Origin of the sequence: Sphingomonas sp. PP-CE-3A-406, from assembly GCF_003688625.1 — a bacterium.
Classification (GTDB): domain Bacteria; phylum Pseudomonadota; class Alphaproteobacteria; order Sphingomonadales; family Sphingomonadaceae; genus Sphingomonas.
This window is the reverse complement of sequence record NZ_RCWY01000002.1, coordinates 329,268-346,019: the sequence shown is the minus strand read 5'-3', so window position 1 is coordinate 346,019 and position 16,752 is coordinate 329,268. Positions and strand designations below refer to the sequence as shown.

Sequence of the window (16,752 nt, the reverse complement as noted above, 5' to 3'; positions counted from 1 at the left end):
CCACGAAATACGGTAAGATGCCGTTCGTGCTGAGCGTAGCCGAAGGACATTGCCACAAGCTGACCAGTCCTTCGACTTCGCTCAGGACGAACGGGGGAGGCGGGGCAGGCGTTACTTTCGAACGCTCTCCACTCCCGCGATGATCCGGCTCACTTCGTTTGCATCGAACGGGCGCAGGTCGGTCATGCCCTCGCCGATGCCGATCGCGTGGATCGGCAGGCCGTATTTTTCCGCCGCCGCGACCAGCACACCACCGCGGGCGGTGCCGTCGAGCTTGGTCATCACGAGGCCGGTGACGCCCGCGACCTCCTTGAAGACCTCGATCTGCTGGAGCGCGTTCTGGCCGGTGGTGGCGTCGAGCACCAGAACGATGTCGTGCGGGCTCTCGGGGTTGATCCGGCCGAGCACGCGGCGGATCTTGGCGAGTTCGTCCATCAGTTCGCGCTTGTTTTGGAGACGGCCGGCGGTGTCGACGATCAGCACGTCGATGCCCGTCTCGGTCGCCTTCTTGACCGCGTCCCATACCACGCCGGCTGCGTCGCCGCCTTCGGGGCCGGTCACGATCGGCACGCCGACACGCTCGGCCCAGGTGCGGAGCTGGCCGATCGCGGCGGCGCGGAAGGTGTCGCCGGCGGCCAGCATCACGCCGTAATCCTGCTCCATCAGCAGATGCGCGAGCTTGGCGATCGTGGTGGTCTTGCCCGAGCCGTTGACGCCGATGACGAGGATCACCTGCGGGCGCGGGAAGGCGTCGATCTCGATCGGTTTCGCGACCGTGGCGAGCACCTTCTCGACCTCCTCCGCGACGATGACGCGGATGCCGAGCTCTTCCATGTTGCGTTCGAAACTGCCTTCGGACAGGCGGCGGCGGATGCGGCCGGCGGTCTCGGGGCCGAGATCCGACGCGATCAGCGCTTCCTCGATGTCGTCGAGCGTCGAATCGTCGAGCCGCGCGCCGCCGAGACCGGCGAGGTTGCCGACCAGCCGGTCGGAGGTACGCTTGAAGCCGCCGATCAGCTTGTCGTGCCAAGTTGGGGTGGTGCTCATGATGGTTCTCGTGTTGCGCTGAGGCGGTCGGACGTGGCGCCGGTGATCGTGATGCGGACGATGTCGCCGGGTATGGCGGGTTCGTCCAGCAGGACTTCTGCGAAATTGCCGATGTGCCCGCGGTCGCCGGGGCGTTCGACGAGCAGATCCTGCGATGTGCCGACCAGCGTTTGCAGCCACCGCGCGCGTGCCGTCTCGCCGGCGTCTCTTAAGAGGGCGGCGCGCTGGCGGCGAACTTCGGGTTCGACCTGCGGCATGCGCGCGGCGGGGGTGCCGGCGCGGGGCGAGTAGGGGAAGATGTGCGGGTGGACGATGTGGCAGTCGTCGATCAGCGCGCGCGTGTTGGCGAACATCGCTGCGTCCTCGGTCGGGAAGCCGGCGATCAGGTCCGCGCCTATCGCGATGTCGGGGCGGGCGGTCTTGAGGCGCTCCACTAGGGCGACGCTTTCGGCGCGCGAATGGCGGCGCTTCATGCGTTTGAGGATCATGTCGTCGCCGGCCTGGAGCGAGAGGTGGACGTGCGGCATGATCCGGCGCTCGGTCGTCAGCAGCGCGAAGAGGCGGTCGTCGATTTCGATGCCGTCTAGCGAGGAGAGACGCAGGCGTTCGAGCTTCGGGACGTGGTGCAGGATGCGCTCGACGAGGTGGCCGAGCGTCGGCGCGCCGGGGAGGTCGGGGCCGTAGCTGGTGAGGTCGACGCCGGTCAGGACGATCTCGCGGTGGCCTGCATCGACGAGGCCAGCGATCCGCTCGACGACCGCGCCGGCGGGGACCGAACGGCTTGGGCCGCGGCCGAACGGAATCGCGCAGAAGGTGCAGCGGTGGTCGCAGCCGTTCTGGACCTCGACGAAGGCACGGGCGTGAGCGGAGAAGCTGGCGGCGAGGTGGGGTGCGGTCTCGCGGACCTGCATTATGTCGGAGACGACGACTTTTACATCAGCCTTCCAAGCTGAATGCGTAAGTTTGTCCGCATTGCCGATGACACGGTCGACTTCGGGCATCGCGGCGAAGCTCGCGGGGTCAATCTGCGCGGCGCATCCAGTGACGACGATCTGGGCCTCGGGACGGTCGCGCTTGGCGCGGCGGATCGCGACGCGCGTCGCCTTCACCGCGGCGTTGGTGACCGCACAGCTGTTGACCACGACCATGTCCCGCCCGGCGACGAGCGCGCGGATGGTCTCGCTTTCGGCGATGTTGAGGCGGCAGCCGAGGCTGATGACCTCTGGCGCGGGGGCGGGTGACATGCGCGCGATTTAGGAGCCGTTAGGGGCGAAGTCCACGCCTTGTGGTTCGGGTCGGGCCCGGCTGCCGTCGATCAGCCCGCCAACCTTGGCGCGATACCGCGCTGATGCGGCGCGCTGATATCCGGCCGTTGCGCCAGCAGTCGCTTTTCCGCGAGCAGCCGGCGCACCTGCGCAGCGCACAGCGGTCGTCCGTACAGATAGCCCTGGCCCTTTGCGCATCCCATGCCGCGCAGTCGCTCTTCGATTGCGGCGTTCTCGATTCCCTCGGCGGTGGTCGGCAGGTTGAGACTGTCGCCGAGCCGGACGATCGTGTTGACGATCGCCATGCTGTCGGGATTGTCGAGCATCGAGCCGACGAAGCTCTTGTCGACCTTGATCCGGTCGAACGGCAGTGCGCGCAGATGCGCGAGGCTCGAATAGCCGGTGCCGAAGTCGTCGAGGGCGATGCGGATACCCTGGTTCTTCAGGCTGCCGACGATCGACTGCGCGAGCGGCAGATTGTCGAACAGCGCGCTTTCGGTGATTTCGATCTCGAGCCGGCTGGCGGGAAAGCCGGTCTCGACGAGCGTCTTGATGATCTTCTGCGCCAGCCACGCGTCGCGCAACTGCACCGGTGAGATGTTGATCGACAGCGACAGGCCTGCATCCCAGTCGCGCGCGGCGGTGAACGCCTGACGCATGACCGACAGCGACAGATCGCCGATCAGGCCGATCCCCTCCGCGATCGGAATGAAAACTTCCGGCCCGACCGCGCCGCGCGTCGGATGCTCCCACCGGGCGAGCACTTCGAACCCGGTGATGCAGCCGGTGGTCAGATCGACCTGCTGTTCGAAGAACGGCACGATCGCATCGTTGGGGACCGCCACGCGCAACCCGGCCTCGAGTTCGCCGCGCAACTGGACGGATCTCTCCATCGCGCCATCGAACCAGGCATGACGATTGCGCCCGGCGACCTTGGCAGCATGCAACGCCATGTCCGACGTCCGCAACAGCGCGTCCATCGACGTGCAATCGATGTCCGAGCGGGCGATGCCGATCGAGGTGCTGACATGGACTTCGGTCTCACCGATGAGAAACGGTTTCGACAGGTCCGCGATCAGTCGGTCGGCGATCCGGTCGACGACCCCGGGATAGGCGGCATCGAATACCACCGCGCAGGCGAACTCGTCGGCGTTGAGGCGTGCGAGCAGGCTCGATCCGGGGACCAATGCGCTGATCTTCTCGGCAACCAGCGTGAGCAGCGCATCGCCGATGGCATAGCCGTGCACATCGTTGACCGTCTTGAAGTGATCGAGATCGATGGTCAGCAGGGCCAAGGCCTTGCCCCGGCGCAGCGATCCGGTGAACAGCGCTGCGCCTTCCTCGATCAGGCTTCGGCGGTTCAGGAAGCCGGTCAGCGGATCATATTGCGACAGCAGCTTCGCGCGCTGATCCGCATCCGACAGTTGCGACAGTTCTTCGGCGAGGCCGCGATACCGGAACCAGCCGAACAGGATCAGCGCGACGTTGAGAAACATGGCCGCGATCAGCGTGCGATCGATGACGGCGTTGCCGCCCTTCAAATGCTCGATCGCTTCCAGCAATACGCCCCCGCCGGTGCCGATGAACAGCAGCAGTGCGGCGCCCGTGAGCGCGCCGGTCATGAATTCCCGGCTGATGAGGCGAAGCGAACGGGTCGTCGCCGGCGGTAAAATCATCGATAAAACGGCCTGTAGGGTCCTTGGTCCATCCGATGTGCTCCGTGAGATATGTAGGACAGGTTAAGGTCCGCGGCGTTGCGCCGGGGCGTTGATATGCTGCGGTGAAGGGAACGCGCAGGACCCCGTACGCTGTCGGCGAGACTTCGGAATCACGCCTGCCTTGCACTTCGCGACCGTTTCCCGTAGGTGGCGGCCCACGTTCCGTTACGGGGCGCATTGGACGAGCATCCAAGGATGCACGCTGGCCGGCGAGGTTTCGCCCGCCGGCGCTTTTGCGTTTGGTAACGGTGTATGGGAGTATTTCGATGTTCGAAAGCCTGAGCGATCGACTTGGCGGCGTCTTCGACCGCCTTCGCGGCCGGGGTGCGCTGACCGAAGCGGACGTGCGTGCGGCGATGCGCGAGGTGCGCGTCGCGCTGCTCGAAGCCGACGTCGCGCTGCCCGTCGCCCGCGAGTTCGTCGAGAAGGCTACCGAGAAGGCGATCGGCCAGAACGTCCTGCGTTCGGTCACGCCGGGACAGCAAGTCGTCAAGATCGTCAGCGATGCGCTGGTCGAGATGCTCGGCTCCGATGCCGTCGAGCTGGAGCTGGGCGTCACGCCGCCGGCCGTCATCATGATGGTCGGCCTCCAGGGCTCGGGCAAGACGACCACCACCGCCAAGATCGCCAAGCGGTTGGCGGCGGGGCAGGCCAATTTCGGACAGGCCGGTCGTGAGCGCAAAAAGGTGTTGATGGCGTCGCTCGACGTCAATCGCCCGAACGCGCAGGAGCAGCTGGCGACGCTTGGCACTCAGATCGACGTCGCGACGCTGCCGATCGTGCAGGGCCAGCAGCCGGTCGATATCGCCCGCCGCGCGATGCAGGCGGCCAAGCTCCAGGGCTATGATGTCCTGATGCTCGATACCGCGGGTCGACTTCATGTCGACCAGGCGTTGATGGACGAGATGAAGGCGGTCGCCGACGTCGCGAACCCGGCCGAGATTCTGCTCGTCGTCGACTCGCTGACCGGCCAGGACGCGGTCAACGTCGCGCAGAACTTCAGCGACCAGGTGCCGCTGACGGGTATCGTGCTGACCCGCATGGACGGCGATGCCCGCGGCGGCGCGGCGCTGTCGATGCGCGCGGTCACCGGCAAGCCGATCAAGTTCGCAGGCACCGGCGAGAAGCTCGATGCGCTCGAGGCGTTCCATCCGGAGCGCGTCGCCGGCCGTATCCTCGGCATGGGCGACGTCGTCAGCCTGGTCGAGCGCGCTGCTGAGTCGATCCAGGCCGAAGACGCCGAGCGGATGGCCGCGAAGATGGCCAAGGGTCAGTTCGACATGAACGACCTGCGTGCCCAGCTGGCGCAGATGCAGCGGATGGGCGGGCTCGGCGCGCTGGCGGGGATGATCCCCGGCATGAAGAAGGCGCAGGGCGCGGTCGCGTCGGTCGGTGGCGAAAAGGTGCTGGTGCACATGGACGCGATGATCGGATCGATGACGATCAAGGAGCGCAACAAGCCCGAACTGATCAACGCCAAGCGCAAGATCCGCATTGCCAAGGGCTCCGGGACGACTGTCCAGGAGGTCAACAAGCTGCTGAAAATGCACCTCGAAATGTCGACCGCCATGAAGAAGATCAAGAAGATGGGCGGCATGAAGGGCATGATGGCGATGCTCGGAAAAGGTGGTCTTGGGGGCGGCCTTGGCGGGATTGGTAACGCGATCGGCGGGCCGCAGATGGGCGATATGCTCAACAAGGCTGGCGCTGGTGGCCTGCCGGGCGGCGGCGGCGGTATGGGCGGCGGCGGTCTGCCGGGGCTTGGTGGCCCCAAGATGCCGCAGATGCCTGCCGGTTTCGACGATTTTCTGAAGAAGAAATAACCTCCTTATCCAACCACGACACCTCGGCTTTCGCTCGGGGATCTATCTAGAAAACCAAGGAAAATATCATGGCAATCAACATTCGCCTCGCGCGCGGTGGCTCCAAGAAGCGTCCTTACTACAAGATCGTCGTTGCCGATGCGCGTTCGCCGCGTGATGGCCGCTTCATCGAGAAGATCGGCAACTACAACCCGCTCCTCGCCAAGGACAACGAGCAGCGCGTGCAGCTCGACGCTGACCGCGCGAAGCATTGGCTGAGCGTCGGCGCGCAGCCGACCGACCGCGTCGCGCGCTTCCTCGACCAGGCTGGCGTGCTCGAGCGTTCGGCGCGCAACAACCCGAACAAGGGCAAGCCCGGCGAGAAGGCCACCGAGCGCGCTGAAGAGCGTGCGACCAAGGCGGCTGAAGCTGCCGAGGCCGAGGCCGCTGCGAAGGCAGCACCTGCTACGGGCAGCAACGAAGAGACCGAGCAGGTCGTCGCTGCCGAAGTCGAAGACGCAACGAGCGCTTCGTAAGATCCGGGGGCGGTCGGGACATCCCGGCCGCCCTTGTTCCGTCAGCCCGGGCTCGACCCAGGATCCAGAGCTGGGAACGACCGCGTTCGTGACCCTGGATCCTGGGTCGAGCCCGGGCTGACGGAAGCTGACGACGGGCGCGCAACCGCACCCGAACCGGACTTCATGCGTTCTCTCAATCGGTAACCCCGAACAGGAGCGCATGATGGCCCCCGAATCCGACCCCCGCACAGCCCCCGCACCCGAGGACATCGAAGATGCCACCAACCAAGGCGTCTCCGCCGACGAACCCGCCGAAGGCTACGACGACACTCCCGATCGCGATGAAGGCTCCGCGCAAGGCTGACGTGACGCTCGCCGTCGTCATCGGTGCGCACGGCATCGGTGGCGAAGTGCGGCTGAAGGTCTTCGCCGAGAATTTTGGCAGCTATAAGAGCTTCAACAATGGCGCGCTGTCGCTGAAGTCCGCGCGCAACGGCAACAACGGTATGATCGCGCGCTTTGCCGAAGTCGCTGATCGCAACGCCGCCGAGGCGATGCGCGGAACCGAGCTGACTGTGCCGCGGTCGTCGCTGCCGCCGCTGGAAGATGGTGAGTATTATCACACGGATGTGATCGGGCTCGATGTTGTCTCGACCGATGGCGAGGCGATCGGGCGCGTCGTTGCGATCGATAATTTTGGTGCGGGCGACGTGATCGAGATCGAGCGGCCATCCGTGGATGACAAGCCCGGCAAGCGGTTCATGATACCGATGCGGCCCGAGGCCGTTCCTGAATGGGATGCCGACCGGCTTATCGTCGAGGCTTCGTTCGCCGCCGAGTAAGCCTTGTTCTCCCGCGAAGGCGGGAGCCCAGTCTGGGTCCCCGCCTTCGCGGGGAAACAATCTCCTTCGAGCGTGCGATTACCGCCGCAGCGGGCGCTGCTCAGCGAGCAGATTGCGGATCGTCGTGGCAGCGACGCCGGCTTCCCCCATCGCATGGCTGATCTGATCGAGGCCCTTCACGACGTCGCCGGCTGCGAACAGGCCGGGGATTGAGGTTCGCTGGTGCGAGTCGACTTCCAGGCACCCGTCCTCGGATGCGCGTGCGCCTGCCGCGACGGCCAGTTCCGAACGGATGACTGATCCGAGCGCGGGATAGATGCTGTCGAACGACAACCGCCCTTCGACCGTGTCGAGTGCGAGCTTGTCGCCCTCAATTGCATAGTTGCCGCAGGGGCCTCCGACGCGGATAATTCCGGCTTCGTCTAGTGCCGCTTCGCATGCCGGATCGAGATCGTGGCCGCCCTCGGGCGCGATCAGCGTTACGTCCTTTGTGTAGCCGCGCAGGAACAGCGCCTCGCGCATGCCGTGGTCGCCGGTGCCGATGATGCCGACGCGCTTGTCGGTGACTTCGTAGCCGTCGCAGATCGGGCAGTAGCGGAGCAACCCCGCCTCCAGCGCTTCGTCGTGGAGGGCGTCGGGCATGTTTGGACGGTTGTTCACGACGCCGGTGGCGAGCAGCACGCTGCGAGCTCGCGCGCGGCGATCGCCGAGCCGTACGGTGAAGCCGTCGTCCTCCACCTCGATCGCATCGACTCTCACACCCTCGCGGACTGCGCCATAGGTCTCCGCCTGCGCCAGCATCCGGGCTAGCAGGTCCGTGCCGCGGATACCTTCGGGATAGCCGGCATGGTTGTGCGTGCACGGGATCAGCGCGGCGCGGCTGCTGCCGCAATCGAACAGGCGGATCGAGAGGTGGAACCGCGCGAGATAGATCGCCGCGGTCAGACCTGCCGGGCCGGCGCCGATGATGATGCAATCGTCCATTCGCCGCGAGCGTTTCGCCAGCGTAATTGTTCCACTGCGCCGATCCGTATAGGTGCTGGGCGCATTCGGCGCCGCACGATGGCGCAACCGCATAGAGAATTGGACGCCGTGACTTTCGCTGCCACGATATTGACGCTGTATCCGGAGATGTTTCCGGGGCCGCTGGGGACGTCGCTTGCGGGCCGGGCGCTGGGGGAGGGGCGGTGGTCCTGCTCGCCGGTGCAGATCCGGGACTTCGCGACGGACAAGCACAAGTCGGTGGACGATACGCCGGCGGGGGGCGGGGCCGGGATGGTGCTCCGGGCCGACGTGGTGGCCTCGGCGATCGACAGCGTTGCGGATGGGCGGCCGGTGCTGGCCATGACGCCTCGGGGTAAGCCGCTTACCCAGGAGCGGGTTCGCGAGCTCGCGCAGGGGCCGGGCGTCACCATTCTTTGTGGCCGGTTCGAGGGGTTCGACGAACGGCTGTTCGAGGCGCGCGAGATCGAGGAGGTCTCGATCGGCGACTACATCCTGTCGGGCGGCGAGATGGGGGCGCTGGTGCTGCTCGATGCTTGCATTCGGCTGCTGCCCGGCGTAATGGGCGCGGCTTCTAGTGGGGATGACGAGAGCTTCGAAACGGGGCTGCTCGAATATCCGCATTATACCCGACCTCAATCATGGGAAGGGCGCACGATCCCGCAGGTGCTGCGATCGGGGGATCATGCGAAGATCGCTGCATGGCGCAAACGCCGCGCGGAGATCGATACACGGTCACGGCGACCGGACCTTTGGGAGCGCCATGAGGGCGTTCGGGTCCAGTCGCCCTCTGGCGCGCAGCGACACGAGGACGAGACATGAACCTGTTGCAGACGATCGAAGCCGAGAACATCGCGAAGTTCCTGGCCAACAAGACGATCCCCGATTTCCGCCCTGGCGACACGCTGAAGGTCGGCGTGAAGGTCGTCGAAGGCGAGCGCACGCGTATTCAGAACTACGAGGGCGTGTGCATCGCGCGCTCGAACAAGGGCATGGGCTCGAACTTCACCGTGCGGAAGATGAGCTTCGGCGAGGGCGTCGAGCGCGTCTTCCCGCTCTACTCGCCGAACGTCGATTCGATCGAAGTCGTCCGCAAGGGCGCCGTGCGTCGCGCCAAGCTGTATTACCTGCGTGGCCGCACCGGCAAGGCAGCGCGTATCGCCGAGCGCCGCGACATGCGCCCTGCCAAGGGCACTGCAGCCGCCGAGTAATCGGAGACTGTTCGATTTGAAGAAGGGCGCGGGGGCGATGGTCCCCGCGCCCTTTTTCGTTGTGCGTGGGGTGGGGGCTGGTCGGGGCGGCAAGCTGTTGGAAGTGTTGCCGATTGTTGGTGTCTCGCGTTTATGCTGCAGCACGGAAGTATAGGAAGTGTAGACGCTGGGAAGCTTTCTTGACGTAGGGGTGGCGTCGGGGGGTGGGAGTGGTGTCAAGGTAAAGGGGGTGGGCGCGGGCATTCGGTGACGGTGCGCTTCTCCGGGTGTGTAGGACAGTTGATTAGCTCGCCGGCCAGTGATGCCTGCGGGGTCTCCACGCTTCGTTTGTCCATCGAGGCGTGGGAGGCGGTTATTCGGTCGGACAGGGACGCGCGGTCCTGCGCAGGCCGACTTGCGCTTCCTTGTTCTCCCGCGAAGGCGGGAGCCCAGTCTGGGTCCCCGCCTTCGCGGGGAAACACGTCTTGCTGGCGGATTGCGATGGCTGCCTGCCTGGATTGAACGGACCTTGCCACGCTGAGCGCGCTCGCGTGGACATGCCCCACCCCGACCCTCCCCTGAAGGGGAGGGAGTTTTCGTCGTGCGCCATCATCGCCATCATCGCCATCATCGCCATCGCCATCGCCATCGCCATCGCCATCATGCAACTCCCGCGCGTCATGCAACGCATCGTCATCCCCGCGCAGGCGGGGATCCATATCCTCGGGGGCCGGTGATCATGGTGCGATGCCAGCCAGTCTGGGTTCCCGCCTCCGCGGGAATGACGAGGCTAGGGCGAGCGTGACGTAACCCCCGCCGCCCCGTCATCCTGACGAAAGTCAGGACCCAGGATCACGAACGCCGCGCTGCTTGGCTCTGGGTCCTGACTTTCGTCAGGATGACGGCGTGGGTGGGGAGGCGTTCCGCTTGCAGTCGCGAACGCTGTCGTCTGAAGGGTGCCCATGAGGCGCACGCGCCTCAGGCGGCCCACAGGCGGTCGTGAGCCCGCCTCAAGCGCCCGTCAGGCGTCGCGCCACGTGCCGGGCGCCAGATCCGCCACGGTCCAGTCGCCGATGCTCCACCGGACCAGCCGCAGCGTGGGGTGGTCGATCGCGGCGGTCATGCGGCGGACTTGGCGGTTGCGGCCTTCGCGGATCGTTATCTTCAGCCAGCAATCGGGGATGCTCGCGCGGACCCGGATCGGCGGCACGCGCGGCCAGAGGTCGGGGGTGGCGATCCGCTCGACGTCGGCGCGGGCAGGGCCATCCTTAAGCAGGACGCCGTCGCGCAACCGATCGAGCGCGACCTCGCCGGCATCGCCCTCGACCTGCACCAGATAGGTCTTGGCCAGCTTGAACTTCGGGTCCGCGATCCGCGCCTGGAGGCGGCCGTCGTCGGTCAGCAGCAACAGCCCTTCGCTATCGCGGTCGAGCCGCCCCGCCGGATAGACGCCCGGCACATCGACGAACTGCGACAGCGTGGCGCGCGGCGTCGGACTGTTCACGTCGGTGAACTGGCTGAGCACATCGTACGGTTTGTTGAACAGGATCAGGCGGGGCATGGCGGGGCTTTAGAGCGATTGTCGACCGGGTTCGACCGTAATTCCTCCCCTGCTAGGGGAGGTGGCAGCGCAGAGCGCTGACGGAGGGGTGACCCGCTCACGATGGTCGACACCCCTCCGTCGCTTCGCGACACCTGCACTTATAGGGGAGGATCAGGTGTTCGGAGCGCGGCAGTGCGTACCATCATTCCCGAACGTCGAAGCCAACGATCCTCCCCCGCCAGGGGGAGGTGGCTGGCTCTTGCCAGACGGAGGGGGAGGCCAGGGATAACCTCGGTTCCGTATCCTCCCCCTCCGTCACCTTCGGTGCCACCTCCCCCTGGCGGGGGAGGATCGCAAAGTCCGATGCCGACTCTTGCCATTAAGATTGACGCCAATAGCGATCGGATAGCGTCGCCGCCGGAATCCGTATTCAAACTATCGATTGACCGCTTTTGCTACGGGTAATCTATAGTAGCGGAATGAGCAGCGAACGCATCTTCAACATATTCATATTCTTTGATGACGGAACTGCTAGCGAATTTGGCATACGGCATTGCCGTCGTGACGGATCGGATGTTGAGAAGCTTGCGTTTCTGCAATCGATAGTAGTCGAAGAATATCCGAAGGCGCGTCGTTTTCCATTAAGACGATCTTTTACCTCTGCGCAGTGGCTATCTCAGCAGCGCCTCGGAATGGACCTCGGACTTTTCGAGGAAGGATTTTCTTATTACAATGCGCCAAAAGCGCCGGTCGTATGTCTAACAGCCATTGTCGATGGGCTTCCACAAATCGATCTTTCAACCGACCTTTCTCCGTTCTGGGGTAATAAAATCGGTAAGGAATTACCAGGCGACATGGAAGACTGGCTAATCAAGTACACGGAAGGAAATTCATTCCGTTTTGACAAATTGATCCGTGATGACTATTTCATTGCAATTAGGACATTATTTAATATTCGGCATCTCGCTTCGGCCTCGAAGCTATTGATGTCGTGTATCGATACAATTGCCTTTGTCGAGTACGGCGATGCTAACGGGAATTTTGTTCGCTGGATCGACTCATATGTCGATATCGCTCGCGTCGGGATCACATCCGCAGAGCTTTGGGAGTTCCGCAATTCCATAGTTCACATGACCAATATCGCATCGCGTAAGGTTCTTGCCGGAAAAGTAGCTGCGATAATGCCATACATAGGCTCGGATGATATGGCGTCGAAGATGGCTCCAATGGAATTTAAGCCATTCAATATCTACAATTTGATATTGGCAATCAATGGTGGCGTTGGAAAGTGGGCCGAAACATACAATACCGATCGCGATAAGTTTCTAGTTTTTATCGAACGATACGATTCGATTATCTCGGACAGCAGACTTGCTGAATTTACTACTGCTCCAGTGGCTGCATGTTAGTAGCCTTGGTATCTAGCTAGATAATGAACAATCCATGTTAACGAGAAAGGGCTGCGGTGTTTCTACCACAGCCCTCTGATACATTCGATCGGCTTATACCCACCCTTACTGGTCGAGAAAGCTCCGCATCTTCCGTGACCGGCTCGGATGCTTCAGCTTCCGCAGCGCCTTCGCCTCGATCTGGCGGATGCGTTCGCGGGTGACCGAGAATTGCTGGCCGACTTCCTCGAGCGTGTGATCGGTGTTCATGCCGATGCCGAAGCGCATGCGCAGCACGCGCTCTTCGCGCGGCGTCAGCGACGCCAGCACCCGCGTGACCGTCTCCTTCAAGTTCGCCTGGATCGCGGCGTCCACCGGGATGATCGCGTTCTTGTCCTCGATGAAGTCCCCGAGATGCGAATCCTCCTCGTCGCCGATCGGCGTTTCGAGGCTGATCGGCTCCTTGGCGATCTTCATCACCTTGCGCACCTTCTCCAGCGGCATGGAGAGGCGCTCGGCCATCTCCTCCGGGGTCGGTTCGCGGCCCTGCTCGTGGAGGAACTGGCGGCTGGTGCGGACCAGCTTGTTGATCGTCTCGATCATGTGGACCGGGATACGGATGGTCCGCGCCTGGTCCGCGATCGAGCGGGTGATCGCCTGGCGGATCCACCACGTCGCGTAGGTGCTGAACTTGTAGCCGCGGCGATACTCGAACTTGTCGACCGCCTTCATCAGGCCGATATTGCCCTCCTGGATGAGATCCAGGAACTGCAGGCCGCGGTTCGTGTATTTCTTGGCGATCGAGATCACCAGCCGCAGGTTCGCCTCGACCATCTCCTTCTTGGCGATACGCGCCTCGCGCTCGCCCTTCTGGACCATGTTGACGATCCGGCGGAACTCGGTGAGCGCCATGCCGGTCTGCTGCGTGATGTCGGCGATCTCTGCACGGATGCGCTCGACCGCCTCGCCCTCGTTGGCGACGAACGCGGTCCACCTCTTGTCGACCTTGTTGACCGTCGTCAGCCAGTTCTCGTCGATCTCGTGACCGATATAGCGATCGAGGAAGTCCTTGCGCGGCACCTTGTGGCGCTCGGCGAGGCGCAGCATCTGGCCGCCCAGCGCGGTCAGGCGACGGTTATAGGCATAGAGCTGATCGACCAGATATTCGATCTTCGCGTTGTGGAACTGGACGCTCTCGACTTCCGCCGTGAGTTCCTCGCGCAGCTTCTGGTATTTCCGCTCGTCGGCAGCCGAGAAATCGCCGCCGATGCCCATCGCGTCGACGCGGCTCTGCTGGATCTTGCTGAACTTCTTGTAGAGCGCGGTGATGCTGGCGAACCGCTCGAGCGCGATCGGCTTGAGCTGCTCCTCCATCTGCGCGAGGCTGAGGGTGTTGTCCTCCTCCTCGTCGTCCGATGCGCGCGGGGCACGACGCTCGCCGTCCTCGTCCTCGTCAGCGGACGGCTCTTCGGGCTCGGCCTCTTCCTTGAACGAGGGGCCGGCGTTCTTCTCGCTGATCTCGCCGTCGTCGGCCTCGCCGTCCTCGGCCATCGCTTCGGGCGCAGGGTCCTTCGACAGCATTGCGTCGAGATCCATGATCTCGCGCAGCTGCATCGTGCCCTCGTTCAGCGCGGTCGACCAATCGATGATCGCGTTGAAGGTAATCGGCGATTCGCACAGACCGAGGATCATCGTGTCGCGACCCGCCTCGATACGCTTGGCGATCGCGATCTCGCCCTCGCGGCTGAGCAGCTCGACCGCGCCCATCTCGCGCAGGTACATGCGGACCGGATCGTCGGTGCGATCGATGGTCTCTTTCTTCTTCTCGATCGCAGGCCCTGTGTCGGCATCCGCGTCGGCGGCCTCCGGCTCGTCCTCGTCGTCCTTGGCGGGCTCGGTCTCGCCGTCCTCGCCGGCTTCGTCGTTCTCGACGATGTTGATGCCCATCTCGCTCAGCGCGGCGCTGATGTCCTCGATCTGGTCGGACGACATCTCGCCCTGCGGCAGCGCTTCGTTGAGCTGCTCATAGGTGATGTAGCCGCGCTTCTTGGCGCGCGCGATGACCTTCTTGATCGACGCATCGTTCATGTCGATCAGCGGCGCATCGCCGGTTTCGTTCGTCTCGGCGGGTTCCGCCATGTTCGCCTTAGCCATCAATCGCCCTCGGTACCCAACGCTCGGGCGTCTTCGTTCGACTGTACAAGATTTGCAAGTCGGACTTCCAACGCCAGTTTTTCTTTCACCAATGCCATCTGTCGCTCAAACGCGGCCGCAGAAAGAGTGACCTCTTCCTTATTAACCCCAGCCAACGCCGCATCTACCTCAGGTCTAGCCACCATAATCATGATGGCCTCGTCGAGATCGGATCGGACACGTGCTGGATCAGCTACGGTCTGCGTAAACGAAAAAGGCATCGTATCGGCTCTCAACAGGTCACTCGCGACTGATTTGAAACCGGACCCTGCCAATATGGTAAGCAGTCGTCCGCTATCAAGCTTTTGGTCCTCAAGTGCAACATCTACGACCGTTTCGAACAGCCGCCCGAGCTCACCATCTAGCAGGCGAAGCGATCCTAGAACCTCCATGTGGCGAGTAATCTCGGCTGGATGGCGGATAAGGCCGGCGAGAATGGGCTTTGCCAGCGCGTGGTCAATACCGATTGCCCGGAAAGCCTTCGCGTCGGCGGTGACCGGCGCAGCGGGGGGCTTCCAGCCGCCACTGGGCCGCTCGCCGCGGGGAGTGAACGGAACACGCGCGGGTTTGAAATGTTCGTAGAAGCGGTTCTTGAACTCGGCGTGATATTGCTGCTTCACCGACGGGTCGGCGATGCCCTCCGCAAGTTCGTGGAGGCGGCGCTTGAGGCCGGCGCGCTGTTCGGGGGTGTCTAGCGCCTCGGCGGCGACTTCGGACGCCCAGAGCCGGTCGACGAGCTGTTCGGGGGTCTTGAGCAACGCCTCGAACGCGCCGGGGCCGCCGGCACGGACGAGGTCGTCGGGGTCCTGGCCTTGCGGGAGCGTGACGAAGGCGAGGCTGCGGCCGGGGGCGAGCAGGGGGAGCGCGCGGTGGGCAGCCCGGAGCGATGCCTTCTGGCCGGCGCCGTCGCCGTCGAAGCAGAGCAGCGGCACGTCGACCATCCGCCACAGTCGTTCGAGCTGCGCTTCGGTGAGCGCGGTGCCGAGCGGGGCGACGGCTTCGCCGAAGCCCGCCTGCGCGAGCGCGATGACGTCCATATAGCCCTCGACGACGAGCACGCGGCCCGACTTGCGCGAGGCGGGGGCGGCCTTGTCGAGGTTGTAGAGCGTGCGGCCCTTGTCGAAGAGCGGCGTGTCGGGGGAGTTGAGGTATTTCGGCTCGCCACCGTCGAGCACCCGCCCGCCGAACGCGATCGTCCGACCGCGGGGGTCGCGGATCGGGATCATCAGGCGGCCGCGGAACCGGTCGTACGGGTCCTTGCCCTCGACCGAGATGAGCATGCCGGACTCGACCAGCATCGGGTCGCCGTAATCCTTCAGCGCGGTCTTGAGCTTGCCGCGGCTGTCGGGGGCGAACCCCATGCCGAACGCGCGCGCCGTCTCGGGCTTGATCCCTCGGCGGTCGAGGAGCGCGCGGGCGTCGGTGCCGGGGAGGCCGTTGAGCTGCTCGGTGAACCAGTCGGCGGCGTCGGACATGACCTCGTGCAGGCCCTTGGCGCGCTCGGCCTTGGCGGCGGACTGGCGGTCCATCGCGGGCATGTCCATCCCGGCGGCCTGGGCGAGCTCCTTCACCGCGTCCATGAAGGGCAGGCCGCGCTGATCGGTCATCCACTTGATCGCGTCGCCGTGCGCCGAGCAGCCGAAGCAGTGGTAGAAGCCCTTGTCGTCGTTGACGTAGAAGCTGGGTGTCTTCTCGTTGTGGAACGGGCAGCAGCCCTTATGCTCGCGACCGGCTTTGGTGAGCTTGGTGGTCTTGCCGACGAGCGCCGAGAGCGACGTGCGGCCGCGGAGTTCGTCGAGGAATTGCGGAGTTAGGGCCATCTAACTCCCCTCCCGCTTGCGGGAGGGGCTGGGGGAGGGCGTGTCCGCCAAGACGCGCTCGATTTCGAAGACCACGCCTTCAAGTCGCTCCATGACATCGTTGTTCCAGAAGCGAATCACGCGGTAGCCCATCGTCTCGATGTAGCGCGTTCGGTGTTGATCGGCACGTTCGCTGTGGCCGTGGCTATCGCCGTCGATTTCGATCACCAGCTTTGCCCCGCGCGACACGAAATCGCAGATGAAGGGACCGATCGGGAATTGCGTGTTGAAGCGTATTCCGGCGACTTTGCGCGCGCTCAGGCATTCCCACAGACGGCGTTCGGGCTGCGTCATGTTGACGCGCAATTCGCGGGAGCGGGCTGTCGGACGTTTGTAGCCTTTGTCCAACATGCCCTCCCCCGACCCCTCCCGCAGGCGGGAGGGG

General features: G+C 64.2%; 16 protein-coding genes. 8 read left to right on the top strand and 8 right to left on the bottom strand.

Going from position 1 to position 16,752, the window contains the following annotated elements; translation table 11 throughout:
* Positions 1-111: 111 nt before the first annotated feature.
* From ftsY to C8J44_RS08045, 3 genes are all read right to left on the bottom strand, one after another.
* Positions 112-1,047 (bottom strand): signal recognition particle-docking protein FtsY, encoded by a 936-nt coding sequence (gene ftsY, locus C8J44_RS08055; protein ID WP_056051078.1) that lies wholly within the window; start codon positions 1,045-1,047, stop codon positions 112-114.
* Positions 1,044-2,291 (bottom strand): tRNA (N(6)-L-threonylcarbamoyladenosine(37)-C(2))-methylthiotransferase MtaB, encoded by a 1,248-nt coding sequence (gene mtaB / locus C8J44_RS08050; RefSeq protein WP_121904107.1) that lies wholly within the window; start codon positions 2,289-2,291, stop codon positions 1,044-1,046. The genes ftsY and mtaB overlap by 4 nt, the downstream gene beginning before the upstream one ends.
* Positions 2,292-2,362: 71 nt before the next feature.
* Positions 2,363-3,934 (bottom strand): EAL domain-containing protein, encoded by a 1,572-nt coding sequence (locus C8J44_RS08045; RefSeq protein ID WP_121904106.1) that lies wholly within the window; start codon positions 3,932-3,934, stop codon positions 2,363-2,365.
* Between the two features lie 362 nt (positions 3,935-4,296).
* On the opposite strand from C8J44_RS08045, the gene ffh reads away from it, so the two are divergent.
* The 4 genes from ffh to rimM all read left to right on the top strand — a co-directional run bounded on the left by ffh (position 4,297) and on the right by rimM (position 7,192).
* Positions 4,297-5,853 (top strand): signal recognition particle protein, encoded by a 1,557-nt coding sequence (gene ffh, locus C8J44_RS08040; protein ID WP_056051072.1) that lies wholly within the window; start codon positions 4,297-4,299, stop codon positions 5,851-5,853.
* A 68-nt stretch (positions 5,854-5,921) separates the two neighbouring features.
* A complete protein-coding gene (gene rpsP / locus C8J44_RS08035) occupies positions 5,922-6,368 on the top strand; it encodes a 30S ribosomal protein S16 (RefSeq protein ID WP_107961785.1) in 447 nt (148 codons plus the stop codon).
* 205 nt (positions 6,369-6,573) lie between these two features.
* A complete protein-coding gene (locus C8J44_RS18430; protein WP_183128741.1) occupies positions 6,574-6,714 on the top strand; it encodes a hypothetical protein in 141 nt (46 codons plus the stop codon).
* Positions 6,692-7,192, top strand: coding sequence for a ribosome maturation factor RimM (gene rimM / locus C8J44_RS08030; protein WP_121904105.1), 501 nt, complete (start codon positions 6,692-6,694; stop codon positions 7,190-7,192). The genes C8J44_RS18430 and rimM overlap by 23 nt, the downstream gene beginning before the upstream one ends.
* A 78-nt stretch (positions 7,193-7,270) precedes the next feature.
* Here rimM and C8J44_RS08025 read toward each other — a convergent pair whose 3' ends face one another.
* The gene (locus C8J44_RS08025) at positions 7,271-8,176 is read right to left on the bottom strand and encodes an NAD(P)/FAD-dependent oxidoreductase (RefSeq protein ID WP_121904104.1); all 906 of its coding nucleotides are present in this window, start codon (positions 8,174-8,176) and stop codon (positions 7,271-7,273) included.
* 108 nt (positions 8,177-8,284) lie between these two features.
* Here C8J44_RS08025 and trmD point away from each other — a divergent pair, with 108 nt between their 5' ends.
* The 3 genes from trmD (at position 8,285) to C8J44_RS18425 (ending at position 10,121) form a co-directional block, all read left to right on the top strand.
* On the top strand, positions 8,285-9,016 hold the full coding sequence (gene trmD, locus C8J44_RS08020; RefSeq protein WP_056052865.1) for a tRNA (guanosine(37)-N1)-methyltransferase TrmD: 732 nt from the start codon (positions 8,285-8,287) through the stop codon (positions 9,014-9,016).
* On the top strand, positions 9,013-9,405 hold the full coding sequence (rplS, locus tag C8J44_RS08015) for a 50S ribosomal protein L19 (RefSeq protein WP_031395442.1): 393 nt from the start codon (positions 9,013-9,015) through the stop codon (positions 9,403-9,405). The genes trmD and rplS overlap by 4 nt, the downstream gene beginning before the upstream one ends.
* 530 nt (positions 9,406-9,935) lie before the next feature.
* Complete coding sequence (locus C8J44_RS18425; protein WP_183128740.1) at positions 9,936-10,121, top strand: hypothetical protein; 186 nt, start codon at positions 9,936-9,938, stop codon at positions 10,119-10,121.
* A gap of 284 nt (positions 10,122-10,405) precedes the next feature.
* Here C8J44_RS18425 and C8J44_RS08005 read toward each other — a convergent pair whose 3' ends face one another.
* Positions 10,406-10,945, bottom strand: coding sequence for a pseudouridine synthase (locus C8J44_RS08005; RefSeq protein ID WP_121904102.1), 540 nt, complete (start codon positions 10,943-10,945; stop codon positions 10,406-10,408).
* Between the two features lie 461 nt (positions 10,946-11,406).
* Between C8J44_RS08005 and C8J44_RS18205 the strand changes: the two genes are divergently transcribed.
* Positions 11,407-12,336 carry a hypothetical protein gene (locus tag C8J44_RS18205; protein WP_147453159.1) on the top strand — a complete coding sequence of 310 codons (930 nt, stop codon included), beginning with the start codon at positions 11,407-11,409 and terminating at the stop codon, positions 12,334-12,336.
* 105 nt (positions 12,337-12,441) lie between these two features.
* Here the strand turns inward: C8J44_RS18205 and rpoD are convergent, their stop codons facing one another.
* From rpoD to C8J44_RS07985, 3 genes are read right to left on the bottom strand one after another with little or no spacing between them, the layout of a single operon-like run.
* A complete protein-coding gene (gene rpoD / locus C8J44_RS07995; protein ID WP_121904100.1) occupies positions 12,442-14,469 on the bottom strand; it encodes an RNA polymerase sigma factor RpoD in 2,028 nt (675 codons plus the stop codon).
* Positions 14,469-16,328 (bottom strand): DNA primase, encoded by a 1,860-nt coding sequence (gene dnaG / locus C8J44_RS07990; RefSeq protein WP_121904099.1) that lies wholly within the window; start codon positions 16,326-16,328, stop codon positions 14,469-14,471. Before dnaG ends, rpoD begins: the two co-directional genes overlap by 1 nt.
* Positions 16,329-16,718 carry an endonuclease domain-containing protein gene (locus tag C8J44_RS07985; protein ID WP_310886161.1) on the bottom strand — a complete coding sequence of 130 codons (390 nt, stop codon included), beginning with the start codon at positions 16,716-16,718 and terminating at the stop codon, positions 16,329-16,331.
* Between the last annotated feature and the right edge of the window lie 34 nt (positions 16,719-16,752).